Source organism: Pseudomonas sp. BIOMIG1BAC, assembly GCF_001705995.2.
Classification (GTDB): Bacteria; Pseudomonadota; Gammaproteobacteria; order Pseudomonadales; family Pseudomonadaceae; genus Aquipseudomonas; species Aquipseudomonas sessilinigenes.
On the sequence record NZ_CP049045.1, the window covers coordinates 1,841,244 to 1,865,201 of the forward strand.

The following is a 23,958-nucleotide window of genomic DNA, read 5'->3' on the forward strand; positions in this document are numbered from 1 at the left end:
CCGCTAGCGACCGGCATTGAGTCGGAACTGGCGCGGGCTGACTCCGGTCAGGGCCTTGAACTGTCGGCTGAAGGCGCTGTGGTCGGTGTAGCCGCACTGCAGCGCCACCTCGGTGATCGGTTCCTCGGTGATCAGGAGGCGCGAGGCGTTTTCCAGGCGGGCCTTGTGAATCATCTGCCGTGGCGTCAGGTGGAAGATGCGCTTGCAGTAGCGCTCCAGCTGGGCGATGGACAGGTTGGCGATGCGGGTCAGGTCCTCCAGGCGGATGGCTTCGCTGTAGTGCTCGCGAATGTGCCGATCCACCGCTGCCAGGCGTTCGTAGGCCGGGTGGGTGTCGCGAGCGGCTTGCAAGTCAAGGGATATGCCGGCCATGCCGATGATCTCGCCACTGCTTCCGTGCAGTGGCAGCTTGTGGGTCAGGCACCAGCCTGGTTCGCGGCTGCCATACAGGTGCAATTCCAGCTGGCCCTTGATGGTGATGCCCTGGAGCAGCACGCGCCGATCCTGCTCGGTATAGACGGGCCCGAGCATTTCGGGGAAGACCTCGGCGGAGGTCTTGCCCAGCAACGGGCGGATGTTCTTGAAGCCACAGCGTTGGGCCAGGGTCAGGTTGGCAATCAGGTAGCGGGCCTGCAGGTCCTTGACGAAGAACACGGCGCTGGGAATGCCGTCCAGCAGGGGCATGACCAGCGCCAGGTTGGCCAGCAGGCTGTCGATGTCCCGGGGGCGCTGGGCGGCCATGGCCCGGGGCAGATGGTGCAGTTGTGCGCTATCGATCATCGTCGGCCTCTCTCCTGGGTGCTTGGCGGGTCGGATGCGGCATGAACTGGCTGGGGTATTTCCCCGTGCGCCCATTCAGGGATCGCAGGCTGGCTGCGCGTCATCGAGCAGCAGGCTGGCAATCCGGGCCGGCACCAGTGGCGCCCGTGGCGCCGGGATGCTCCAGCCGAACAGCTGCTGGGCGGCACTGGCACAGACCCGGCCCTGGCAAGCCCCCATGCCACAGCGGCTTTGCAGCTTCGCGGTAGGCCAGTCGGGGGCTGCTGCCACGGCGGCGTAGGGTACGTCTTCGCAGCGGCACAGCAGCGTATCAGGCTGGGCCAATTCCAGTATCTGCGGCTGCAGGGCGAAGTGTTTCCGCAGTTGACCGGCAAACCGCTGCCAGTGCTGCCGCTGGGCGTTCAATGCGGCGGCTCGACCGGCCTGGCCGGTAGCGGCGTAGCCGGCGATTTCCCCTTCGACCAGAGCCAGCTCACTGCCGCCGATACCCGTGCATTCTCCCGCGGCGTAGACCAGGGGCAGGCTGCTGCGCTGCTCCGAGTCCACGGCAATGGCACCTTGTTCCAGGCGGCAGCCCAGGTGGCTGGCAAGACGCGTGTTGGGTACCAGCCCGAAGCCACATGCCAGGTAGTCGCAGGAGATTTCCCGGATGCGTCGGCCCTGGCGGATGCGGACGGCTTCCAGGCGCCGTTCGCCCAGTGCCTCGACCACATGGGCGTTGCAACGATAGGCCGTGGTGCCCAGGTGCAGGGCCTGGGCCAGTTTGTTTGGCCAGCGCCACAGCTGGCTGGCGAACCCGAGCAAGGCACTTGCCGAGGCTTGCTCCAGTACTCGCTCCACCCGAGCCCCGGCCTGGCGTGCGGTGGCGGCACTGGCCAGCAGCAGGGGGCCGCTACCGGCGATCACCACGGACTGGCCGGCCATTGGCAGGCCGTTCTTCAGCAGGGCTTGCAAGCCGCCGGCGCCGGTGACGCCTGGCAAGGTCCAGCCGGGAAAAGGCAGCAGCAGCTCCTGGGCGCCGCAACACAGGATCAGCCGCTCGTACTGCACCTGCCAGGCTTGCTCGGCGTCCTCCAGGAGCAGGCTGTCGGGCCCCAATGCACAGATGATGCGGGTGCCACTGAGGTAGCGTACCGATGGATGTTGCAGGATCTGGAAGTATTCGGCCTGGGCGGGTGTCGGCGGATGGTTCGGGCCGTTGCGCCAGATCTGCCCGCCAGGGCGCGGATTATCGTCGATCATCAGGATCGAACGGGCGTTGTGGCTGGCGGCCCGGGCGGCGGCCAGCCCCGCGGGGCCACTGCCGACGATCAGGACCTGGCATTGCAGGTGAGGGTTCGTCATTGGCTGCGCTCCACCTGCATGCCGTCGCGGCACAGTGTCTGGCAGGCCAGTTGGCGGCGCCCGTCGATGGTCATCCGGCATTCCTGGCAGATTCCCATGCCGCAGAACGCTGCCCTGGGACTTCCGGTACAAGAGAGCCGGGTGCGTGAGTTGCCGCTGACGGCCAAGGCAGCGGCAACGCTGATGCCAGGGCGTACCAGCACGGCCTGCTGGTCCAGGTAGATGATCATGGGGTGACTCCAGTCAGGGAGGTAAAGCGCCCGGGCAGGTAGGGACGAGGGTCGATCGCTGGGGGCCGGTCGCACATCAGGTCAGCCAGCAACCGTGCACTGGCGGGGGCGGTGGTCACCCCCAGTCCTTCATGTCCGACTGCCAGCCACAAACCTGGCTGTTGCGGATGTTCGCCGAGGATCGGCAGGCCATCCGGGGTCGCCGAGCGAAAACCGGTCCAGCTTCGAATACCGTTGAGTTGCGCCAGTTCCGGCAGGTAGCCCACGGCCCGGCGCAGCATCGGTGCCAGCACTTCGGGATCGACCTGTGGATCGAGGGTGTCGAACTGGCGGGACGAGCCGATCAGCAACTGGCCGGTTGGGCGTGGCTGGACGTTGAAGGCCACGGAGGTGCCATTGCTGGCGTGGGCGCTGGCGGCGTACCCCAGCTCCACCAATTGATGATTAACCTGGCGCGGATAGCGATCGGTAATCAGCAGGTGGCCTTTTTTCGGGCGCAGGGGCAGGGTCGGTAGCAGTTGGCGAGCACCGAAGCCGTTGGCCACCAGGATCCTTGGGGCGTGCAACAGCTGGCCGTCATCGAGTTCCAGCCGATCTTGGACGACATGTCGTACATGGCCGCGCCGGCGGCTGATCGAAGGGTGACTTTCCAGCAGCCATTGGGCCGTGGCGGGTGCGTAGAGAATGCCGTCGCCAGGAATCTTCAAGGCACCACCCAGCCCCTTGCGCAGCATGGGTTCCAGCTTCGCCAGATGCGTTGCATCCAGTAGCTGGGTGGCCACGCCGTGCTCGGCCAGGGTGCGCTGCTTGGCCCGTGCCAGGTCCATTTCCGCGCTATCGGCGGCCAGCCACAACGTGCCGCAATTGCGATAGGCGCAGGCTGTCGGCAGGCGCTTCTGGAACTGTCGCCAGAGTTCTATGGAGTAATGACTCAAGGCCAGTTCGGCGGGGTTGTCGTCCATGACCACCAGGTGGCCCATGCCCGCCCCGGTGGCGCCGCCAACGGCGTCGTCCAGTACCAGTACCCGCAATCCGCGCAGCGCCAGCTCATGGGCGCAGGCTGCGCCGATGATCCCGGCGCCGACCACGATCACATCCGCTTCGGCTCCGTGGCTCACGAGCCGATGCCCCAGGCGAACGGATCGCTGTCGTCCAGTAGCAGGGTGGCTTCGGCGCTGATATGCGCGCTGCCACGCAAGGTCGGGATGATGCGCTCACCGGTAGTTTCATAGGAGGCGCTGAACTGGCTGCCGATGACGCTGGCCTGGCGCCACGTCTGGCCCGGAGCGAGCTTGCCGTCGGCTGCCAGGCAGGCCAGCTTGGCGCTGGTGCCGGTACCGCAGGGGGAGCGGTCGTAGGCCTTGCCGGGACAGAGTACGAAGTTGCGGCTGTCGGCTTGGGGATCGTCGGCGAACAGCTCGATATGGTCGATCACTGCGCCTTCGGCGCCGGTGATCCCGGTGGCCTCGAGGGCCTGGCGTACGTTCCAGGTGTACTGGGTCAGGGCTTCGACGTGGTCCAGGGCGATGCGTTGGCCGTGCTCGCTGATGAGGAAGAACCAGTTGCCACCCCAGGCGATATCACCGTGCACCAGGCCCAGGCCGGGAACCTGCACGCCCACCTGGCGACGATAGCGATAGGCGGGGACGTTGCGCACGCTCACCGACAGGTCTTCGTGCAGGGTGGCCTGCACCGTGCCCACCGGTGTTTCGATGTGGTGCACGCCACAGCCGATGCGCCCCAGGTGGTATAGCGAGCGGACCAGGCCGATGGTGCCGTGGCCGCACATGCCCAGGTAGCCGCTGTTGTTGAAGAAGATCACTCCGGCACAGGCGTCGGCCGCCTGCGGCTCGCAGAGCAGGGCTCCCACCAGCACGTCGCTGCCGCGGGGTTCGAGGACGCAGGCGCGGCGCCATTGATCATGCCGATCGCGCAGGATATCCAGGCGCTCGGCCATGGAACCCCGGCCCAGGTCGGGGAAACCATCGATGACCAGGCGAGTGGGTTCGCCGCCGGTATGGGAGTCGATCACGGATATTTTTTTCATGGCAGCACCTGATGGAAAAGAGCTACAGAGTGAGCGAGACAGGGGCTTGGTGCTTGTGGGTTTTCGCTGGCTTTGATGACGAAATCAGCATAGTCGAAAGGTTGGGCGCCTCTCGTGAGGTACGCGGGATGAGGCAGCTATTTGCTTGGCGCCTAGCGAAATAGAGAACGCTTGCTCCTCCGCGCGGGGCTTGAAAGTGTGCTGATTTCGTCTATTTCGAGGAGGAAAAACCTCAAGCTGCAACGAGGAGAAAAGGCGACTCTGGTTTTTGTTTCCGGCCTTGATCGGCTGGGACGACTCCATATAAGGACAAGACCATGAGCCGTACAGCCATCCGCCGGAGCGGTGCATCGCCCTCCGAGCCCCCTCAGTTCGACACCGGTTGCCCCCATCACCTGCCAGCTTTGCGCAAGGTATTGCGTTGCCAGCTGGAGGCCGCGCCCGGCCGGGCGGATTCACTGTCCTGAGGCGCTACCGCGCTTGTGAAGCCACTACGCACAGCTGGGTACAGCACTGCCGCTGCCGGATGATCCGGCCGGCGCAACGTTCGATCTGCCTATTCCAATAACCTCAAAAAGGCGCGCCTCCATGTCAGGCAAAGGTAAATTCAAGAAACAACTCTCTCTGGTGGACCTGACCTTCATCGGGTTGGGTGCGATCTTCGGTTCCGGCTGGCTGTTTGCCGCCAGCCATGTCTCGGCGATTGCCGGACCGGCAGGGATCTTTTCCTGGCTGCTGGGCGGTTTTGCCGTGCTGTTGCTGGGCATCGTCTACTGCGAGCTGGGGGCAGCCTTGCCGCGCGCTGGTGGCGTGGTGCGCTATCCGGTGTTCTCCCATGGCCCGCTGCTGGGGTACTTGATGGGGTTTATCACCTTGATCGCCTTTTCCAGCCTGGTGGCGATCGAGGTGGTGGCGGCCCGGCAATACGCAGCGGCCTGGTTTCCCAGCTTGACCCATGAAGGCAGCAGCGACCCGACGATCATAGGCTGGTTGGTACAGTTCGCGTTGCTGTGCCTGTTCTTCTGGCTCAACTACTACAGCGTCAAGACCTTCGCCAAATCCAACAACTTCATCAGCCTGTTCAAGTTCGTGGTGCCGTTGCTGGTGATCGGCGTCCTGTTCACCTTCTTCAAGCCCGACAACTTCCATGTCCAGGGTTTCGCCCCATTCGGCCTGTCGGGGATCGAGATGGCGGTCTCGGCGGGCGGCATCATCTTTGCCTACCTGGGGCTGACCCCGATCATCTCCGTGGCCAGCGAGGTACGTAACCCCCAGCGTACGATTCCCATTGCGCTGATCCTCTCGGTGCTGCTCTCGACCTTGATCTACGGCTTGCTGCAACTGGCATTCCTGGGCAGCATCCCCACGGAAATGCTGGCCAATGGCTGGAGCGGTATCAGCAAGGAGTTCTCGCTGCCGTACCGTGATATCGCCCTGACCCTCGGAGTGGGCTGGCTGGCCTACCTGGTGGTGGCCGACGCGGTGATCTCCCCCAGCGGTTGCGGCAATATCTACATGAACGCCACGCCGCGAGTGGTCTACGGCTGGGCCCGGACCGGCACCTTCTTCAAGATATTCACCCGTATCGACGAGCAGTCGGGTATCCCACGTCCGGCGCTGTGGCTGACCTTCGGCCTGTCGGTATTCTGGACATTGCCGTTCCCGTCCTGGGAAGCCCTGATCAATGTGGTCTCGGCCGCGTTGGTATTGAGCTATGCCGTCGCGCCAGTGAGCGTCGCCGCCTTGCGCAAGAGCGCCCCTGATCTGGCGCGACCGTTTCGGGTCAGAGCGTTCGCCGTGCTGGGGCCGTTGTCGTTCGTGATCGCTGCGCTGATCGTCTATTGGTCAGGTTGGAGCACCGTGTCCTGGCTGCTGGGGCTGCAGATCCTGATGTTCGTGATTTACCTGCTGTGCAAGCGCCTGGTACCCACCGATCACCTGAGCCTGGGTGAGCAGGTACGTTCGTCGTCGTGGCTGATCGCTTTCTACGCGCTGACCATCGTCATTTCCTACCTGGGCAGCTTTGGCGGGATTGGCGTCCTGGCGCATCCGTTCGATACCTTGACCGTCACCCTGATGGCCCTGTGTATCTACTACTGGGGAGCCAATACCGGCGTTCCCAGTGCCAAGCTGGCGCTGGATGGCGACGAAGAAGAGTGAGCGCCGTCTCTTTCGATCGATGACGGCTTGCGGTCTTGAGCACAGAGGGCCTGCTCAAGGCGGCTGGTCGGAATCCCTGGACCCATAGCTGACCAGCCGGCCCCACGAAGATCGTGGGGCCGGCTGGTATCCGGGGTATCAGAAGCGCACGTTGGCTGCCAGTTCGGCTGAACGGCCAGGGGCGACGATGGCGAACATGCCGACGTGGGAGGCGTCGTAGTAGGTCTCGTCGGTGAGGTTCAGCAGGTTGAGCTGCAGGTCGAGGTTCTTGTTCACCCGGTAGGCCAGCATGGCGTCGTAGCGCCAGTAGGAATCCAGGCTCCGGGTATTGGCATCGTCGGTGTAGCGCTTGTCTACATAGTTGGCGCCGGCACCGGCCTTCCAGCGTTCGGCGAAGCTGTAGGTGGTCCACACCGAGCCGCTGTTGGGAGCGATGAACTTGGCGCGGTTGCCGTCGAAGTTGGTGTTCTTGCCTGAGGCGTACTTGACCGTCTTGGCGTCCAGGTAGGTGTAGCCTGCCATCACTTCCCACTGGTCCGTGAGATGGCCAGTGGCTCCCACTTCAAAACCCTTGACCTCGACATTGCCGTCCAGGGTCACCTCATTGCTGAGCGGGTCGTAGGTCCGCGCATTGGACTTTTCGGTCTTGAACACCGCGGCCGTCAGGGCCAGGCGTTCATCGAGCAGGTCCCACTTGGTGCCCAGTTCGATGCTGCGGCTCTTTTCCGGATCCAGGTTGCTCAAGCGGCCGCCGGCCGCGCCGTCGGCCCCGCCGGATTGCCCGGCTGTTTCCCCAGATGGGTTGAACGAGGTGCCGTAGGACAGATAGAGGCTGGCGTAGGGCAGGGGCTTGAAAACGAGGCCGGCCTGGTAGGTCCAGATATTGCTGCGGTTGCTCTGGGCAGCGTCCCGGACGTGGTAGTTGTCGAAGCGCGTTCCCAGGTTCAGGTCCCACTGCTCGTGCAGGGCCAGGGTGTCCATCACATACAGGGCGCGGTTGTTGTGCCGGGTGACGTCGTGACTGCCATTACCTCGTGCTACCGGGGCATGGGCATCACGTGGGTTGGGGGCGTGCAGGCTACCTGGATCGGAACCACGGGGGGCGTAGCGGTTCTTCACATCGATCCGTTCACGGGAGAACTCCAGGCCGGCGCTGTAGCTGTGGCCGATGGGACCGGTGTCGAAGGTACCGAAGATGTCGGTCTGGTTGATCAGCGAGGTGTTGACCACGTTGCGTCCACGTGCGGGGCCACGCATCACCACGCCGGCCAGCTCATTGTCGATGGAGCCGAAGGTCGGCCGACTCATGATGTAGTCCTGCATGCTGCGCCCCTGGCGGGTGGTATTGCGCAGGGTCAGGTGTTCATTGACGTCATGTTCCAGCTGCAGGGTGGCGATGTCGGAGGAGGTCTTGCGGAAGTCGCGCTTGGCAAAACCGTAGAAGTTATCCCTGTCGACCTTGGCCGGCTTGCCAGTGATGGCCGACACCGGATGCCCCTGGTCGGGAATGTCGTCGCTCTGCATGTGGTAGTAGCTCAGCGTACCGCGGGTATCGGTGTTCAGGCCGAAGGAGACGCTCGGGGCCAGGCCCCAGCGGGTGACTTCGACATCGTCGCGCCCGGGCGTGTCGGCTTCGTGCTTCATCGCGTTCAGGCGCAGGGCCATGTTCTGTTCGGGCAGGTACTGGTTGACGTCGAGGGTGCTACGGCGAAGTTGATCGGTCCCCAGGGTCAGGCTGCCGGAGGCGAAGGATTCCTGCTTCGGGGCCTTGCTGATCAGGTTGATGCTGCCACCCGTGGAGCCGCGGCCGGAATAGGCTGAGCCTGGTCCCTTGACGATCTCGATCTGTTCGACATTGAAGGCTTCGTGGGTCATGCGCCCTACATCGCGAATGCCATCGATCATGATGTCGGTGCTGGCTTCGAAACCGCGAATGAACGGGCGATCGCCCAATGGCGTGCCACCTTCGCCAGCGCCGAAGGTGATGCCAGGAGTGGTGCGCAGGGCGTCTGCCAGGGTCGACACCGCACGCTCCTGCATCAGGGATTCGGTGATGATGGTGACCGACTTCGGGGTTTCTCTCAGCGGGGCTGTGAATTTCACCGAGTCGGAGGCCTCACGCTTGTAACCGGGCTGGTGCTGCCCCTTGACCTGGGTGGTGCCGAGGGTGACGGCAGCGCTGCCGGATGGCGCTTCGGGGTGTTCCGAGGTAGCACCCAGGCTGGCTTCACTGAGGGCCAGCAAGCCAAGGGATGTGGGCCACAACTTCCAAGAATGTGGACGGGTAGTGCTGGACATTGAGATATGACCTCCGGTTTATTTGGAAGTGATTCTCATATGCGAATTTGTGTCATTCAATCGGATCTATCCGAACAATCATGTCTAAAAATGTATTCGGATCGATAGGCTGGTCGTCAGCCAAACTTGGGGTTGTTGGCTGCGCATCCTGGATTCTGAGGTTGTTGCGGGCGATGTTCTTTTGCCCCAGATTACGCCTTCGTCGATACCGTCCGAACAAGGAGACCTGCCATGGACTTGCACTTCGAAACCGCCAACCTGTTGCTGCGACCGCGCACCTTCGAGCATTTCGAGGCCTGCCTTCGCATGGACCAGGACCCGCAAGTTACGCGTTTCATACCCGGTGAGTGGGACGGCGGGCAGTGGCACCGGGATTTCCTGCAGGCGCGGATTTCCCAGGACTTTGGTGAGCGGTGCGGTTATTGGGCGATCTTCGCCAGGCAGGCGCCTGACGAGTTGCTGGGCTGGGTCTCGTTCATCCCCTTCGATGCCGTAGGGCCCGAGTTGGAGATGGGCTGGCGCCTGGTGCAACGAGCCTGGGGGCGGGGCTTCGCTTCCGAGGCGGCCCGACGGATCGTCGAGCACGCGTTCGCCGATCCGCAGGTCGAGCGGCTGGTGGCCGATGCACATGTGGACAACCTTGCCTCGTTGGCAGTGGCCCGCAAGATTGGCTTTCGGGTTTCCCACGACGCTGACTTCGAAGGCCTGCCCAGCCGTTTCTTCGAGATGACCCGCGAGGATTTTCTTCGGCAGCAGGCCAGCGCTGGATTGTCGCGTGCCTGAGACTGGCAGGCGTGGCGCCATTGCTTGGCGCCACGTGATGTTGAACGCTTGGGATCAGAGGTGGCGGCCGACCCACCACAGCACCAGGAACGCGATGCAGGCGACCAAGGCCGAGAGTTGGAACAGATTGATCGACCACTTCAGGCCCAGGGGGAAGTTTCGATAGTCCCGCGCGTTCAAGCCGCCGTTACGCAGGAACAAGTGGGGCATGGCGAACATGGCGCCGATGCACAGCAGCATGAAGAAGCGGCTAAGTGGGTCCTTGCCCAGCAGGGGCAGGCGAATGGCGATGGCCCGGCAGCGGGATAGATGCCCGACCATGTCGTCGAGCCTGAAGTAACCCAGGTAGACCTGGATCGCCAGGGACACCAGTGCGGACATGACCACCAGTACCCAACCTGCGGTGTAGATATCTTCGGCGTTGCACATAGCTCTTCAATGACCTCCTCGAACCTTGCGACCAGGCGCTTGGTGTATTGCTCCTCCGATTGACCCTGCATGCAGGGCAGCCGGCCACCATACCATTCCCAGCGACATCAGGGCGCAGGTTCGCCCGCAGATGATGGCTGGCTGGGCAGGGCGCAAGGCAGAGAGTCAGAGTTTGGCGCACCGCTCCACATCGGCCTGGGTAGTGACCTGGGTGTCGATGCCAAGGCGATATTTGCAGTAGTCGATGATCATCTGCCGTTCTTCGGCGGTGAGCTTCTCCACGCGCCGGTAATCGCCGTCGTTGGCGTGGATATTGAAGAACTCCAGTTGCAGGCTCGGCGAATGCTTGAGGAACCAGCGGGTGTGGGTTTCAGCTTCTTCCAATTCGGTGTAGTAGCCGATATTGAGCTCGACCAGCAGGCCGATAACCAACAGGAGGATGAGTTTTTTCACGTGCGGCTCCTTCCATGGATAAGGCGCCAACGGCACCGGGGGCGCGCATGGTTCCGGGATTGGAGGCGCTTGGCAAGTACCTGTTAAGAGGTATGGCTGTCATGAATTGTGACGTTTGCCCGGGACAGGTTCAGCCAATAGACAGGAGCGGGCTGTTACAACGTTCACGCACTCGGCAGGAGCCGGGTGGACAAGGGGGCAGTGAGGTCGGGGCTATGGCCCCGACCTTCCCATGCAGCAATAGCAGTACGCAATAACAGAGAAAGCGATCTTGGGATCGCTTTTTTTGTGCCCGCAAATGGCCGGTCAATGAGTTTGGTCCTGTTGCCGGGCTCCGGCTTTGCGGAGCATGAACCCCCGGCATATCTGCTACCTGTGTTAACGGAAGGCTCTGGCCCGGCCATTACCTCGGTGGGGAACACTCTCTCCAGATTACCGTTCGTCCGACGGATGGAATTGGCAAGTATCAGTCACTGCGGCATGCTGTCAGAGGATGTCGTAGTGCCACTACTTTGGCGGTATGGACATTTCATAGCTGCTGTTGGGCTCCCCTTCGATGGTGAAATAGGTGTTCTGATGATTGTGTTGATCCTGTCCGAGTCGCGGCATGCCGGATAAGGCATTGGCCGAGGAGCAGCGCCTGGCCGCCTTGTATGCCCTCGAGCTGCTGGATACGGCCCGCTGCGAAAGCTTCGATCGCATCTGCCGCCTGGCCGCGCAGTTCTTCAAGGTCCCCACGGCGCTGATTACCCTGGTGGATCGTGATCGACAGTGGTTCAAGTCGCGGGTGGGGTTTGCCGTCGAGCAGACGCCGATCGATCAGTCGTTCTGCGCCTACACGATCAAGTCCGGTGAGGTGTTCGAAGTCCAGGATGCTCGCCAGGACGTGCGTTTCCATGCCAATCCACTGGTGACCGAGGGCCCGGGCATAGGTTTTTATGCCGGGGCGCCATTGATCACTTCCACGGGGCACGCCATCGGCAGCCTGTGCGTCATCGACAAGCAGCCGCAGCGGCTCGATGCCGCCGAGCGTCAACAGCTGCGTGACCTGGCCTCCCTGGTGATGGAGCAGATCGAGCAACGCCAGCGCCAGACCCGCCGTGATCCGGTCAGTGGCCTGCCCAACCGCGAGCAGTTCCAGCGCGACTTGCACGATCTGGCGGACGAACACCCCGGGGAGCGACGGGTGCTGGTGCTGGTGGATGCGGTGGACATGACCGTGGCCCATGAGTTGACCCTGGCCCTGGGCATGGCGCCGTTCGAGATCATCGTGCGTTTTCTTGCCCAGCAGTTGCTCGCCTACCTGGGTCGGCATGTGCGGGTCTATCACGTCTCCGCCAAGCGCTTCGGCTTCCTGCTGCCGGCCGCACCTGGGGTCGAGCGTTTGCTGGAGGGCCTGGTGCGTCGCTTGCGCCGCCAGCCGCCGGGCCTGGAATTGCCGATGGTGCCGGGAGTGTGTGCGGGCATGGTGGAGTTTTCCACGGATCATGACGCCGTGCCGGACGTGTTGCGCAAGGCCATGTTCGCCCTGGAGCTGGCTGCGCTGGAGCGCTGTACCTGGGCGCCCTACGACCTGGTGCGCGACCAGGCCTACCGGCGTGCCTTCAACCTGGCCGCGGACATCGGCGAGGCTCTGGACACCGGGCAGATCTACCTGATGTTCCAGCCGCGCTTCGCCCTGCCCGATGGCGCCCAGGTCAGTGCCGAGGCGCTGATCCGCTGGGACCATCCCTGGCTGGGGCCGATTTCCCCTGCGGAGTTCATTCCGGTGATGGAGCGCAACGCCCAGATCCACCAGGTGACCCACTGGCTGATCGATGCGGTGTTGCACAAGTTGCATCTATGGAGTGCCAGTGATGTGCAACGCCTGTCGATCAACCTGTCACCCCAGGATTTCGAGGACCAGGACATCGCCGATGTGTTGCGCGATGCCTGCCTGCGCCACCGCATCAATCCCCGGCGCCTGGAAGTGGAGATCACCGAAGGCGCCTGGCTGCGCTCCAACCCGAAAGTGCTGGAGCAGTTGAGCAAGATTCGCGCCCTGGGCATGGATGTGGCCATCGACGATTTTGGTACCGGCTACAGCAACTTCGCCTATCTGCACCAGATTCCGGCCAATGTGGTGAAGCTCGACAAATCCATGGTCACTGACCTTGAGAGCAGCGCACAGCACCAGAAGATCACCCGCTCGGTGATCGCCCTGGCCCGCGAACTGGGCTACCGCACCGTGGCCGAGGGCATCGAGAGCTTCAAGTGCCTGCAGATGTTGCGGTCCTTCGGCTGTGACGAGGCCCAGGGTTACTTCCTGGCCCGGCCCATGCCCCAGGACAAGTTCCTGGCCCGTAGCGAAGCGCAGCGCTTTCCGCTGCAGGCAGGCTTCTAGCATTGTGTGGCCTGGCCAGCGCCAGGCGATGTCGCCCGTGTTGGCCGGATCGCTGCCTTGGGTCGTGGCGGAGAGGCCCTGGCCAGGGCAGGTGGGGGTTTAACCTTTCTATACAAAATCCGCACACTTCGTGATGAAGAGCCCAGGGCACTTCTTTAGGCTGCTGTCATTTTTAGCCTGATGCCCTAAGGATCGCTGCATGATGAAGCCTGTCAGAGCCATGGCCTGCTGTGGTGCGCTGCTGTTCGGTATGGCCAGCTGTAGTCACGCTGCGCTGGAACAGCCATACATGCGCCGTTGCGAGTTGCCGGCAGTCAGTGCGCAGGTTCGGCAACTCCCCGCGCCTGGTGGTGCCTGGTGCGTCGGCAAGGCCAGTTTCGCATTGCGGGACGCGGCACGCCCCGAGCCATTCTCCAGGACGGAAAATGCCCGGCGCGAGCTGGCGCTGAAAGTCTGGTACCCGATTGCCAATCCCGCACGCCAGCTGCCTCGTGCCGAATATGCCGAACCCCAGGCCCTGATGGCGATGAAGATTGCCCCTGAGGAGCTCGCGGTGCTCAGCCACTCCGGCGCAGGAGCCCGGATGCAGAAACAGCGTCAATATCCGGTCTTGCTGTTTTCTCCCGGGTTGGGAGCGGTGGCCGAGTTCTACAGTGGCCTGCTCGAAGACCTGGCCAGCCGTGGCTACGTGGTCGTGGCCATCAACCATCCCCACATCTCCGGGGTCACCGTGTTGCCTGGAGGGCGGGTGGTCCCGATGCTTGCGGCCCTGGAAGAAGACGAGACCCGCTTGGCGAGCGCTGCGCCGGTGGTGGTGGATGACCTGCGCACGACACTGGACTGGCTGCAGCGGCAGAACCAGGACCCCAAGCACTTGCTGGGTGGCCATCTGGACTTGAATCGCATCGGTGCCCTGGGCCATTCCTTCGGTGGGTCGGCCGCCCTGCAAGCCGCTCGGGTAGACAAGCGCTTGCGGGCCGCAGCGAACCTGGACGGTACCATCCAGGGCAGCCTGGCCGGCCCCTGGAACAAGCCCCTGCTGCTGTATTCGGCTGGTAACGATCCGCAGGATGCCAGCATGGACCAGGTCTGGGCCGTCCATCGAGGGCCGGGGGTGCGCAAGGTCCTGGGGAATGCAGGCCACCATGATTTCACCGATGGCCGCTGGGTGCTCCCAGGGCCCGTGGTCGAAGAGATGGGGGAGGTGTTCGGCAGCATCGACCGCGGCTTGGCGTTGCGTTCCTTGCGCGTGGACCTCAGTGAGTTCTTTGCACGTTATGTGGCCCATCCATAGCCTGGAAGGGATAATGAACCGCTTCAAGAACCGGCCGTTGGGCCGGTTTTGCGTATGGGGAGAGGCATCATGGGCAAAGTGAGGGTGCTAGGCACGACGCAGGAGGCGATCCATGCCGCCGAGACGCAATTGGGGCTGCCCCTGCCGAAGTCTTTCGCCGATTGGCTTTTGGCTAACAATGGCAGGGCCCTGGGCGCCTTGGTGGTGCTCCCGGTCTTCGATGGGCGCGATCCCCGCAAGACCTGGGACTCCATCGTTCGCTATTTCCAGGGGGGCTGGCAGCGGTGGCAAGAGAATTTTGGCGATCGTCCGGAAGGCTGCTCCAGGTTACTGCCGTTCGCGGAGTTCGGAACGGGGGACTGCTACTGCTTCGATTACGCCACGCTCGGTGAAACCGGCGAACCCGTGGTGGTGCTTTGGTCCCATGAGACAGGCCAGGCTTCAGTCGTCGCCGATAGCTATGCAGCCTTCCTGGCCAGCCCTGATCGGCCTGGGTAGCAGGTATTCCCTGAAACCCTGGCAAGAATCAGGCTTGAGTGGCCAAGCTTGTAGTCGGTAGCGCAGGCGCTTGCGCCATGGGATTGGCAGGAGAGCTGCACATGAAGGAACCGGCTCACGGAAGAGGGGGCTGGCTCGCCCTCTGCTCGGTTTGGAGAGTGAGTTCGAAGCGCTCGGGATCGACCAATGAAAAAAATGCTCGGCTTGCGGCTGGTTCATTATCAAACGCACCATAACCGCAGTCGTCATGAGGATAGATCACTAAGCCACTTTTCTCGAAAACAACAAAAAGATGTCCGTGGAACCCACCGCTCAAGGTGTTCTGCGCCAAAGTCGCATGACTCACAGCCAGAAAGCCATCAAGGTTTTCTGGCGAAAGCTCAATGTCGCGTATCGGGAGTTCCGCAGGGGCGTCGTGATAGTCGTAATCGACGAACTGGACAAACCTCCCACGATTGATAGCCCGGGCGTACAACTCTTGGGCTTCGCGTGCCTTGTACCCTTTCCCTCGCAACTGTCTTTGCGTATAGGCGGTTACAAGTGAGCTGTACACGGTAACTTTCTGCGGGTGCTGTCGGAGGTAGTCAAGGACGATGGAGTTTGCTGCCGCGGCGCAGGCTCTTCGGTTAATACCTTTTTTTGAATGGAAATAACCAGCCCATCCTGGGGATGCGCAGTAGCTGCTGAAATCAAGAAAACGTTGAGCATTGTTCACAAGTGGCTTCATCCGTTGTTGTTTCATCCGGGTGCCGCAAGCCTTTGGAAGAATCACCTAGCCAGTGATTGAGCTAGCCACTGGAGCGGACTCTGCACCGGCTGTAGCCACATCGAAGCCTATCGTTCCCTTCTCACGGTGTGTGAGGGCAATAGAAAGATTGGACGATCGTGAATTGATTCGTGCACGTCTTGTTGCTTCAAAAGTGCGAGCGATGGTGTAGCGGGAGCGTAATGCCCAGGACATCGATTCTGTTCGGGTGGTGTTGGAGTTTGTTGCGTCGTGTCACATCGATAACCCTTTACAGGAGGACTCGCGTGACTTTGTGCTTTAGCTCATGTGATTTATTGAAAATCCATGAGTTGAGGAGGGAAGTGGAGCGGGTGAAGGGAATCGAACCCTCGTTATCAGCTTGGGAAGCTGGAGTAATGCCATTATACGACACCCGCTCGAACGGCTGACTTTGTACCAGATGTAACCGGGAATTTGAAGTTTTTCTTTATCTGGCCCGCATTTATCTGTTTTCCCACACTTGCCACAGGGACGCCAGGCGCCACGGACAGAGGGCTCGTCCAAAGACGGATGGCGACCTGTGGAAGCGGGATTTCAGACGGCTCGTGCATGTTGGCCCTGAACGTAGGAGGGGCGCGGACGAGCATCGTATTGCAAGGGCTTGAGGAAGCTCAGCAGCGCCCGGCGACTGTCCTGGCAAGCGGCCTTGTGTTCCATGTCCAGGAAATGCCCTGTCGCGCTGATCGTACTGAAGCTCGAGTTTCGCACATGGTTGGCGAACAGCCGGGCGTCCTTGGCCGAGGTGTACTCGTCCCACTCGCCATTGATGAACAGCACGGGTATCTGAATATTCTTCGCCGCCTTGATGTAGCACTGGCGATCGCTGTTGAGCACATGACTGATGTGAAAGTGCATCTGCCCGTACTCATGCTCGGCCAGGCTGCTCACATGGCGATAGTTGAAGCGCTTGAACAGCGATGGCAAGTGCTTGCCGATGGTGTCGTTGACCAGATGGCCGACGCGATGGCGGTCAAGGTTGCCGAGGTAGTCGACGCCGCGTTCCAGGTAGTCGCGCATCGGTTCGTTGATCACCGGCGAGAATGAGCTGATCACCGCCTTTTCGATGCGCCGCGGGCATTGGGCGAGTGCCTGCAAGGTCGCGGCCCCGCCCCAGGAAAACGACAGCACATGCTCGGCGGCGAAGTGTTCGATGAGCTCCAGCAGGATCTGCCCCTCGATTTCCTTGGTCAGCATGCGCTCATGCCGGTTATGGGCCTTGGAGCGACCTGCATAGGGCTGGTCGTAGAGCACCACGTTGAACTGCGGATGGAGGTTCTTCACGGTTTGGGCAAAGGACGCCGTGGTGGCCATCGAGCCGTTGACCAGGATGATGGTCTTGTCCGCAGCTTCCGCGCGATAGAACTCCGTGTAAACCCGATACTGACCTTGTATATCCAGCACAGCGATTTCTGGCCTCATGTCATAAGACTCCTGGCAAGCGGGTATGCGCGCATACGATGAGTGTGCACGGGCAATGTGACAGGTAGGCATACGCCTGGAATCGGGGCCCATGTCGATCCGGTAAGGCAGGTCGACGGGTATTGTTATAGGCGGGCGATTTACCGGCGCGAATGCAGAGCAGGCAGGGCTCAAGCCGGCAAAGGGTTTCTGGTTATGGGTGTGACTGGTCGGTCATAATTCGGCCGACGGACTGATTCAAGCAGGGAGGTCCGGAACCCGCAAGTGCCGTTGGGTAAATTGTTCGACAGCTTCCGCCCAGCGGTCGTCCCTGGGCGAAAGGTGTCACACCTGCTCTATCTCGGCGGTGTGAAGGGGCCGATATTCACCAGGGGCCAGGGCCGGGTCCAGTATCAGAGGCCCCATGCTCTCGCGATGCAGGCGCACGACCTTGTTGTCGAAATGACCGAACATGCGCTTGACCTGGTGGTAGCGCCCTTCGACGATGCTCAGCCGGGCGCTGCGGGGGCCGAGGATCTGCAACTGCGCCGGCAGGGTAGTGAGGTCTTCGAAGGCGAAGTACAGGCCCTGGGCGAAGGTCTGGACATACTCGGGGCCAATCTGCCGTTCGGTCTCCACGTAGTAGCGCTTGGGCAGCTTGGTTTGTGGCTGGGTCAGTCGCCGTGACCAGCTGCCGTCGTTGGTGATCAGCAACAGCCCGGTGGTGTTGTAGTCCAGGCGTCCGGCGATATGCAGTTCATGCAGGTCGGGCTCGTCGAGCAGCTCGAGCACGGTCTTGTGTTCGGGGTCGCGGGTGGCGCTGACGCAGCCCATGGGCTTGTGCAGCATGAAGTAGCGCGCTGGCTTGCCGGCCTGCACCACCTCGCCGTCCAGCTCCACCCGGCTGAATTCACGGACCTCGGCCATGGCATCGGTGACTGGCCGACCATCGATGCGTACGCGCTGTTGCGCTAGCAACAGGCGGGCTTGCTGGCGGTTCAAGTGCGGCAGGTTACTGAGGAAGCGATCAATACGCATGGTGCCCAGGCCTTGCAGGCAGGAAGCGCGGGCTCATGAGCGTGGTGCCTGGGCCGTGCGCAACTGCGCCTCGACACCCGCACAGCGCGGACACAGGCACGATTGGTTGCGCAGCTCTTGCGGCAGGGCCTCGATGACGGCAGGGTCGATACTCACGCTGTAGCACCAGCAGGCACGGTCGGCGCTGCGCGGGTCGGCCAGGGTGCAGTCATTGCGGGCGCCGCAGGCTGGGCAAAGGTCGGGTCTGTTCATGGTATGCAGGGGTGTTTGCGCGCAGGCTCGATGGTGTCCGGCCTGCTTCGCATGGGCGGCTCGGGGTAACAGGTTGTGCAGGGTGTCTGCGGATTGCGGACCGGTCAAGCAGCGGCTGACGATCAGTGGCAAGTACCGTGGCCTGGCGGGTTCTCGTGCCCAGGTCGCCGGTGGTCGTCAGGCACTATAAATGTGGGGGTGAGAACCGCACTGAAAGCGGTTTTCGCGGTCAGATATGTTGTCAGTCAGCCATTGCTGGCTGCCGCCTGCCAGCGTCGCTGGTCTGGCTTCTTCGCGGTCCAGGAGGCCGCCATGTATCGTCGACTTCTGCTGCTTATCCTGTTGGGTTCGAGTCTTTGCGCGTGCGTCCCCTATTACGATGGAGACTCCGGTTACTACGGCTCCCGGGTCTACAGCTCGCCGGCGCCGGCCTATTACTACGGTGGCGGTTCTTCCTATTACTACTCCACTGGGCGCAGCTACTACGCGCCCCGCTATTACCAGCCAGCCCCCCGTTACTACCAACCGGCACCACGCTACTACCAGCCTCGACCGGGGTACCGGCCATACCCGGGTCATGGTTGGGGAGGGCATGATCATCAGGGTAACTGGGGCAATAACAATGGGGGCAACCACGACTGGGGAGGCCATGGCGGTCATGACCGCGGCCGGGGAGGGCGCGGCCACTGAGGCTCGCACGACCCGCAATCCTAGGGCCGTTGCACGCCGGGGCTGGATACTTCCCATCCCCGGTAGTGGGTTGGCCGTTAATAGCCTGTGAGGTCCGCCAACGGATGACGGCCCTCCCAGGCCTTGTGGAAATGCGCCTTGACCACGGCTTCCGGCACGCTGGTGATATCTGCCCAGTGCCAACGTGGCTGGTGATCCTTGTCGATCAGGCGTGCACGCACCCCTTCGGCGAACTCCGGGTGCCGGCAGCAATTCAGGCTCAGGGTGTACTCCATCTGGAACACCTCGGCCAGCGACAGGTAGCGGGCCCGGCGGATCTGTTCCCAGACCAGGTGTGCCGTCAGTGGACAGCCTTCGGCGAGGGTCTTGGCCGCACGGCTGTAGAGCGTGTCCTGATGGTCGTGCAACTGGCCAATGGCGCGCCAGGCACAGGCCACGTCGCTGACGTCCAGCCATTGGTCGATTTCGGCCCGACGCGGCAACCATTGTGCTTCGGGCATCTGCCCCAGGGCTTCTTGTTGCAGGGCCTTGAGCAGGCTATTGAGCTGGCGTGGGGTCTGTTCCTGCCAGTTCAATTGCAGCAGCCCCTGGATCAACGCCTCTTGCTGCTCATCCAGCAGGAAGCGGTCGGCCAGGCCCAGGTCCAGGGCATCGCGGCCGTTCATGTGGGCACCGGTGAGCCCCAGGAACAGCCCCAGCTTGCCGGGCATGCGCGAAAGGAACCAGCTGGCCCCCACGTCGGGATACAGGCCAATGCTGATTTCCGGCATCGCCAGGCGGCTGCTGGGGGTGACGATGCGGATGCCGGCGCCTTGCAGCAGGCCCATGCCGCCTCCGAGCACATAGCCATGGCCCCAGCAGATCAATGGCTTGGGATAGGTGTGCAGACGGTAGTCGAGACGATACTCCGCGGCGAAGAAATGCCCGGCCAGGGCTGGTACCTGGCCGGGTTGTGCCAGGCAAGCCAGGGCCAGGCTGCGGACCTCGCCACCGGCACAGAAGGCCTTGGCACCGTTGCCACGCAACATCACGCAGACCACGCGGGGGTCCTTGGCCCAGGCGTCGAGGCGTTCGCTCAACTGCTGGATCATGGGCAGCGACAGGGCGTTGAGGGATTTTTCCGCGTCCAGGGTAGCGATGGCGATGCGGGCGCCGCCGGTACCGGTGAGTTCTTCGACGTGCAGGTTCATCGTGACCTCGATGGAAAATAAGAGCGGTCAGTATGATCGCCGTGAGGGAAAGTACTGCTCCTGTGTCAGATCAATTGACAAGCGAAGTCGGCTTTCCTAGGGTGCGGCCATTGTTTTTCACGGGCATGGCCATGACTGCTGACGATCGTATCAAACTCGAACCGAGCTGGAAGGAGGCACTGCGTGCCGAATTCGAGCAGCCCTACATGAGCGAACTGCGGGAGTTCCTGCGCCAGGAATATGCCGCCGGCAAGCAGATCTATCCGCCGGGTCCGCTGATCTTCAACGCCCTGAATTCGACACCCCTGGACAAGGTCAAGGTGGTGATCCTCGGCCAGGACCCCTACCACGGCCCGGGCCAGGCCCATGGGTTGTGCTTTTCGGTGCAGCCGGGCGTGCCCGCGCCACCCTCGCTGGTGAATATCTACAAAGAGCTCAAGCGCGACTTGAACATCGACATCCCCAACCACGGTTACCTGCAGAGCTGGGCCGACCAGGGCGTGTTGATGCTCAACACCACCATGACCGTGGAGCGCGCCAATGCCGCCTCCCATGCGGGCAAGGGCTGGCAATTCTTCACCGATCGGATCATCGAGGTGGTCAGCGCCCACCAGCCGCACCTGGTCTTCCTGCTCTGGGGCTCCCATGCCCAGAGCAAGCAGAAGTTGATCGACGCGACCAAGCACCTAGTGCTGACTTCCGTGCACCCATCGCCCCTGTCCGCTTACCGTGGGTTCCTCGGTTGCGGGCATTTCAGCCGTACCAACAAGTTCCTCGAGCAGAACGGCGAAGCCCCGATCGAGTGGCGCCTGCCACCGCTGTAGGCCAGCCCTGTGGTCGCTGCCCGACCCAAGTCTGCGGCAGCGGCTACAGGTCCTTGTTCCAGTGGCGGAACAGGGGCTCGGCAAGGAACAGCACGAACAACAGGCGCATCACCTGCATCGCTGTCACCAATGGCACCGACAGTTGCAGCACCTCGGCCGTCAGGCTCATTTCCGCAATGCCTCCGGGCATCATGCCCAGGGTCAGTGAACGCAGATCCAGGTGAGTCAGCAGGCTCAAGCACCAGGCCGCCAGGCCGGCGATCAACATGCTCAGGGCGGTGCCTACCAGCGTACGCCCCATGAATGAGGGCGCCCGACGAAAGAACTGCCGATTGAAATGACAACCCAGGCCGCTGCCGATCAGCCACTGGCCCAGCTGGCTGGCTCCGTCCGGCAGGCCGATGTGCAGGTTCCAGGCGATGCTCGCCGTGGCGCTGAGCAGCAAGGGGCCGAACAACCAGGGGTTGGGTTGGCGCAGGCGCTGCCAGAGCCAGGCCAGCAGCGCTCCGGCGGGAAACAGCAGGGCCAGCCAGTGCCAGTCGACGACCGCCCCTTGCAATACCGGTGAGCCTTGGCCCAGCAGGTACTTGAAGGCGGCGGGTACGCACAGCACCACCGCCAGTACCCGCAAGCTCTGTCCGGCGGCTACCCGGCTGAGTACCGCGCCATTGCGTGCGCCGAGGTTGACCATTTCCCCCGAACCACCCGGCATGCTGGAGAAGAAGGCGGTGGCCCGATCCTCGCCGGTACGTCGTAGCAACCAGACCGCCACTACGCTGGACAGGCTGGTAACCAGCGCACCGCAGAAGATCAGGCCGAAATGGCTCATGACCTGTTCCATCACCGCCGGGGTGAAGTGCAGGCCGATGCCGATGCCCACCACCCATTGTCCGCATTTGCGACCGCCGGGAATTTCCCCCAACTGCCATGGGGTCAGGCAGCGCACCAGGATGACGGCCAGCAACGAACCGACCATCCAGGGCAATGGCCAGCCGACCTGGCTGGCCAGATAGCCACCCGCCAGGCCCACCAGGGGCGTGCCCCACCATTGCCTGAAGGTGGCGTCAGACATCGGCTAAGGCGCGGCGTTGGCTGGCACGCTTGCGCCAGATGCGCAGCAGCGGCATGAGCAGCATGCACAGGGTCAGTGCCCAGACACCGACGGTGATCGGGCTCGACCAGAGGATTTCCAGGGCGCCGTTGGAGATCGACAGTGCACGACGCAGGTTCTGTTCCATCAAGCCGCCGAGGATGAAGCCCAGCAGCACCGGCGAGAGCGGGAAGTCGAGCTTGCGCAGGATGTAGCCGAAAATGCCGATGCCCACCATCAGGAACAGGTCGAAAGTGGTGGCATGCACGGCATAGACGCCGATCGCGGTGATGATCGCGATGGCCGGCACCAGGGCCCAGTTCGGCACCGCGAGGATGCGGGTGAAGATGCGGATCATCGGGATGTTGAGGATCACCAGCATGATGTTGGCGATGAACAACGAGGCGATCAGGCCCCAGACGATGTCCGGTTGTTGCTGGAACAGCAACGGCCCCGGCGTGATGTTGTACAGCGACAGGGCGCCGATCATCACCGCCGTGGTGCCCGAGCCCGGCACGCCCAGGGTCAGCATCGGCACCAGGGCGCCGCAGGCCGAGGCGCCGATCGCGGTTTCCGGAGCCGCCAGGCCGCGCTTGTCGCCTTCGCCGAACTTGCCGCTGGCCCCGGCGATGCGTTTCTCGGTCATGTAGGCCACGGCGCTGGCCAGGGTCGCGCCTGCACCGGGCAATACCCCCATGATGAAGCCCAGCAGGCCGCAGCGCAGGTTGACGGTGAACACCGAGGCGGCTTCCTTGAAGTTGAACAGCATGCGTCCGGTGGCCTTGACCGCTTCCTGGCCGCGGTGGGTCTTTTCCAGCAGCAGGAGGATTTCGCTGATGGAAAACAGGCCCAGTACCAGGACCACGAACTGAATGCCGTCGGCCAGATGGATGCTGTCACCGGTGAAGCGATACACGCCGCTGTTGGCATCGATGCCTACCGCCGACAGGAACAGCCCGATCAGCGCGGCAATGAAGGTCTTCAGTGGCCGGTCGCCCGCCATGCCGCCGAGAGCGACGATGGCGAACACCATCAGCACGAAATATTCCGCAGGGCCGAAGGCGATGGCCCACTTGGCCAGCAGCGGGGCGAACAGCACCATGCCGCAGGTGGCGATGAAGGCGCCAAGGAACGAACTCCAGGCCGATAACGACAGGGCCACCCCGGCCAGGCCCTTGCGAGCCATCGGATAACCGTCGAGGGTGGTCATCACCGTAGAGGCCTCGCCGGGGATGTTCAGCAGGATCGAACTGATCCGGCCGCCGTACTCGCAGCCCAGGTAGACCGCCGCCAGCAGGATCAGCGCCGACTCCGGCGGCAGGCCCAGGGCGAAGGCGATGGGGATCAGCAGCGCCACGCCGTTGATCGGGCCCAGGCCCGGCAGCAGGCCGACGACGGTGCCGATCAGGGTGCCGGTGAGGGCGGTGACCAGGTTGTACGGGCTCAGCGCGACGCCGAAGCCCTGGCCGAGATAGCTCAAGGTATCCATATCAATTCTCCAGAACGTCGAGCAGGCCCAGGGGCAGGGGCACGTCCATGACCCGATCGAACAGCCAGTACAGGCCGATGCTGAGCAGGCTGACGATCACCAGGCTGGGCAACCAGCGGCCGCCATACAGGCGGGCCATGGGGACGCCGACGAGGATCCCGGCGAGAATGAAGCCCAGGGGTTCGAAGGTGCCGGCCAATACCAGCAGCAGGGCTACGCAGAGGGCGATCTTGACCAGGGTTTCACGGTCCAGGGGCGGTTCGTCGTCGCTGTGCTTGATCGGTGTCGGGCGCACCAGCAGGTACAGCAGCGCCAGGCCCATCAGGCCGAGCATGAGTAGCGGAAAGGCCCTTGGGCCCACGGGTTCGTAGGAAAAGGCCGCCTGGTACGGCCAGGCCATCAGGGCCAGGCCCGCGCAGGCGAGCAATAGCAACGCGGCAAACAGACGTTGAATGAGCATGGCGAACTCCCGCCCACCCTCAGGTCCGAGGGCAGGCTGTC

At 62.8% G+C, this 23,958-nt stretch carries 24 protein-coding genes and 1 tRNA gene; 8 read left to right on the forward strand and 17 right to left on the reverse strand.

Features of this window, described 5'->3' with window-relative positions:
* Window positions 1–3: 3 nt before the first annotated feature.
* The 5 genes from ATY02_RS08560 to ATY02_RS08580 form a co-directional block, all read right to left on the reverse strand.
* Window positions 4–780: an AraC family transcriptional regulator gene (locus tag ATY02_RS08560; RefSeq protein WP_068582201.1), complete on the reverse strand. Its 777-nt coding sequence runs from the start codon at window positions 778–780 to the stop codon at window positions 4–6.
* 75 nt (window positions 781–855) lie between these two features.
* Complete coding sequence (locus tag ATY02_RS08565) at window positions 856–2,124, reverse strand: NAD(P)/FAD-dependent oxidoreductase (protein ID WP_068595822.1); 1,269 nt, start codon at window positions 2,122–2,124, stop codon at window positions 856–858.
* On the reverse strand, window positions 2,121–2,354 hold the full coding sequence (locus ATY02_RS08570; RefSeq protein ID WP_068584276.1) for a (2Fe-2S)-binding protein: 234 nt from the start codon (window positions 2,352–2,354) through the stop codon (window positions 2,121–2,123). Before ATY02_RS08570 ends, ATY02_RS08565 begins: the two co-directional genes overlap by 4 nt.
* Entirely contained in the window at window positions 2,351–3,472 is a 1,122-nt protein-coding gene (locus tag ATY02_RS08575; RefSeq protein WP_068584279.1) for an NAD(P)/FAD-dependent oxidoreductase, read from the reverse strand. Before ATY02_RS08575 ends, ATY02_RS08570 begins: the two co-directional genes overlap by 4 nt.
* Window positions 3,469–4,401: a 4-hydroxyproline epimerase gene (locus tag ATY02_RS08580; protein WP_068584281.1), complete on the reverse strand. Its 933-nt coding sequence runs from the start codon at window positions 4,399–4,401 to the stop codon at window positions 3,469–3,471. Before ATY02_RS08580 ends, ATY02_RS08575 begins: the two co-directional genes overlap by 4 nt.
* A gap of 317 nt (window positions 4,402–4,718) precedes the next feature.
* Here ATY02_RS08580 and ATY02_RS08585 point away from each other — a divergent pair, with 317 nt between their 5' ends.
* Both ATY02_RS08585 and ATY02_RS08590 read left to right on the forward strand, forming a co-directional pair.
* Window positions 4,719–4,868, forward strand: a complete 150-nt coding sequence (locus tag ATY02_RS08585) for a hypothetical protein (protein WP_164823634.1) — start codon at window positions 4,719–4,721, stop codon at window positions 4,866–4,868.
* Window positions 4,869–4,989: 121 nt separating this feature from the next.
* Window positions 4,990–6,561: an APC family permease gene (locus ATY02_RS08590; protein ID WP_068584283.1), complete on the forward strand. Its 1,572-nt coding sequence runs from the start codon at window positions 4,990–4,992 to the stop codon at window positions 6,559–6,561.
* A 138-nt stretch (window positions 6,562–6,699) separates the two neighbouring features.
* Here the strand turns inward: ATY02_RS08590 and ATY02_RS08595 are convergent, their stop codons facing one another.
* The gene (locus tag ATY02_RS08595; RefSeq protein WP_068584285.1) at window positions 6,700–8,859 is read right to left on the reverse strand and encodes a TonB-dependent receptor; all 2,160 of its coding nucleotides are present in this window, start codon (window positions 8,857–8,859) and stop codon (window positions 6,700–6,702) included.
* A 231-nt stretch (window positions 8,860–9,090) separates the two neighbouring features.
* On the opposite strand from ATY02_RS08595, the gene ATY02_RS08600 reads away from it, so the two are divergent.
* On the forward strand, window positions 9,091–9,642 hold the full coding sequence (locus tag ATY02_RS08600; RefSeq protein WP_068584286.1) for a GNAT family N-acetyltransferase: 552 nt from the start codon (window positions 9,091–9,093) through the stop codon (window positions 9,640–9,642).
* Between the two features lie 54 nt (window positions 9,643–9,696).
* Here ATY02_RS08600 and ATY02_RS08605 read toward each other — a convergent pair whose 3' ends face one another.
* Both ATY02_RS08605 and ATY02_RS08610 read right to left on the reverse strand, forming a co-directional pair.
* Window positions 9,697–10,071 carry a hypothetical protein gene (locus ATY02_RS08605; RefSeq protein ID WP_068584289.1) on the reverse strand — a complete coding sequence of 125 codons (375 nt, stop codon included), beginning with the start codon at window positions 10,069–10,071 and terminating at the stop codon, window positions 9,697–9,699.
* A 165-nt stretch (window positions 10,072–10,236) separates the two neighbouring features.
* Window positions 10,237–10,524, reverse strand: coding sequence for a hypothetical protein (locus ATY02_RS08610; protein ID WP_068584291.1), 288 nt, complete (start codon window positions 10,522–10,524; stop codon window positions 10,237–10,239).
* Window positions 10,525–11,131: 607 nt separating this feature from the next.
* Here ATY02_RS08610 and ATY02_RS08615 point away from each other — a divergent pair.
* From ATY02_RS08615 to ATY02_RS08625, 3 genes are all read left to right on the forward strand, one after another.
* On the forward strand, window positions 11,132–12,907 hold the full coding sequence (locus ATY02_RS08615) for a sensor domain-containing phosphodiesterase (protein ID WP_068584294.1): 1,776 nt from the start codon (window positions 11,132–11,134) through the stop codon (window positions 12,905–12,907).
* Window positions 12,908–13,106: 199 nt separating this feature from the next.
* Entirely contained in the window at window positions 13,107–14,201 is a 1,095-nt protein-coding gene (locus tag ATY02_RS08620; RefSeq protein WP_068584298.1) for an alpha/beta hydrolase family protein, read from the forward strand.
* Between the two features lie 69 nt (window positions 14,202–14,270).
* Window positions 14,271–14,699 (forward strand): SMI1/KNR4 family protein, encoded by a 429-nt coding sequence (locus ATY02_RS08625; RefSeq protein WP_068584327.1) that lies wholly within the window; start codon window positions 14,271–14,273, stop codon window positions 14,697–14,699.
* 115 nt (window positions 14,700–14,814) lie between these two features.
* Here the strand turns inward: ATY02_RS08625 and ATY02_RS08630 are convergent, their stop codons facing one another.
* The 5 genes from ATY02_RS08630 to ATY02_RS08650 all read right to left on the reverse strand — a co-directional run bounded on the left by ATY02_RS08630 (window position 14,815) and on the right by ATY02_RS08650 (window position 18,174).
* A complete protein-coding gene (locus ATY02_RS08630; protein WP_141698273.1) occupies window positions 14,815–15,441 on the reverse strand; it encodes a hypothetical protein in 627 nt (208 codons plus the stop codon).
* 348 nt (window positions 15,442–15,789) lie between these two features.
* Window positions 15,790–15,863 (reverse strand) — tRNA-Gly (locus ATY02_RS08635).
* 157 nt (window positions 15,864–16,020) lie between these two features.
* Window positions 16,021–16,905 (reverse strand): alpha/beta fold hydrolase, encoded by an 885-nt coding sequence (locus tag ATY02_RS08640; protein ID WP_068584303.1) that lies wholly within the window; start codon window positions 16,903–16,905, stop codon window positions 16,021–16,023.
* Between the two features lie 324 nt (window positions 16,906–17,229).
* Window positions 17,230–17,922: a pseudouridine synthase gene (locus ATY02_RS08645; RefSeq protein WP_068584306.1), complete on the reverse strand. Its 693-nt coding sequence runs from the start codon at window positions 17,920–17,922 to the stop codon at window positions 17,230–17,232.
* 33 nt (window positions 17,923–17,955) lie between these two features.
* Complete coding sequence (locus ATY02_RS08650) at window positions 17,956–18,174, reverse strand: cysteine-rich CWC family protein (protein ID WP_068584330.1); 219 nt, start codon at window positions 18,172–18,174, stop codon at window positions 17,956–17,958.
* A 312-nt stretch (window positions 18,175–18,486) separates the two neighbouring features.
* Here ATY02_RS08650 and ATY02_RS08655 point away from each other — a divergent pair, with 312 nt between their 5' ends.
* Window positions 18,487–18,864, forward strand: coding sequence for a hypothetical protein (locus ATY02_RS08655; RefSeq protein ID WP_083235914.1), 378 nt, complete (start codon window positions 18,487–18,489; stop codon window positions 18,862–18,864).
* A 77-nt stretch (window positions 18,865–18,941) separates the two neighbouring features.
* Here ATY02_RS08655 and ATY02_RS08660 read toward each other — a convergent pair whose 3' ends face one another.
* Window positions 18,942–20,054: an enoyl-CoA hydratase/isomerase family protein gene (locus tag ATY02_RS08660; RefSeq protein WP_068584308.1), complete on the reverse strand. Its 1,113-nt coding sequence runs from the start codon at window positions 20,052–20,054 to the stop codon at window positions 18,942–18,944.
* Window positions 20,055–20,185: 131 nt separating this feature from the next.
* Here ATY02_RS08660 and ung point away from each other — a divergent pair, with 131 nt between their 5' ends.
* Window positions 20,186–20,878, forward strand: a complete 693-nt coding sequence (gene ung, locus ATY02_RS08665) for a uracil-DNA glycosylase (RefSeq protein ID WP_068584333.1) — start codon at window positions 20,186–20,188, stop codon at window positions 20,876–20,878.
* A gap of 43 nt (window positions 20,879–20,921) precedes the next feature.
* Here ung and ATY02_RS08670 read toward each other — a convergent pair whose 3' ends face one another.
* From ATY02_RS08670 to ATY02_RS08680, 3 genes are read right to left on the reverse strand one after another with little or no spacing between them, the layout of a single operon-like run.
* Window positions 20,922–21,950 (reverse strand): AbrB family transcriptional regulator, encoded by a 1,029-nt coding sequence (locus ATY02_RS08670; protein ID WP_068584311.1) that lies wholly within the window; start codon window positions 21,948–21,950, stop codon window positions 20,922–20,924.
* Window positions 21,943–23,457: a tripartite tricarboxylate transporter permease gene (locus tag ATY02_RS08675; RefSeq protein ID WP_068584314.1), complete on the reverse strand. Its 1,515-nt coding sequence runs from the start codon at window positions 23,455–23,457 to the stop codon at window positions 21,943–21,945. The genes ATY02_RS08670 and ATY02_RS08675 overlap by 8 nt, the downstream gene beginning before the upstream one ends.
* 1 nt (window position 23,458) lies before the next feature.
* Window positions 23,459–23,917: a tripartite tricarboxylate transporter TctB family protein gene (locus ATY02_RS08680; RefSeq protein WP_068584318.1), complete on the reverse strand. Its 459-nt coding sequence runs from the start codon at window positions 23,915–23,917 to the stop codon at window positions 23,459–23,461.
* Window positions 23,918–23,958 lie beyond the last annotated feature (41 nt).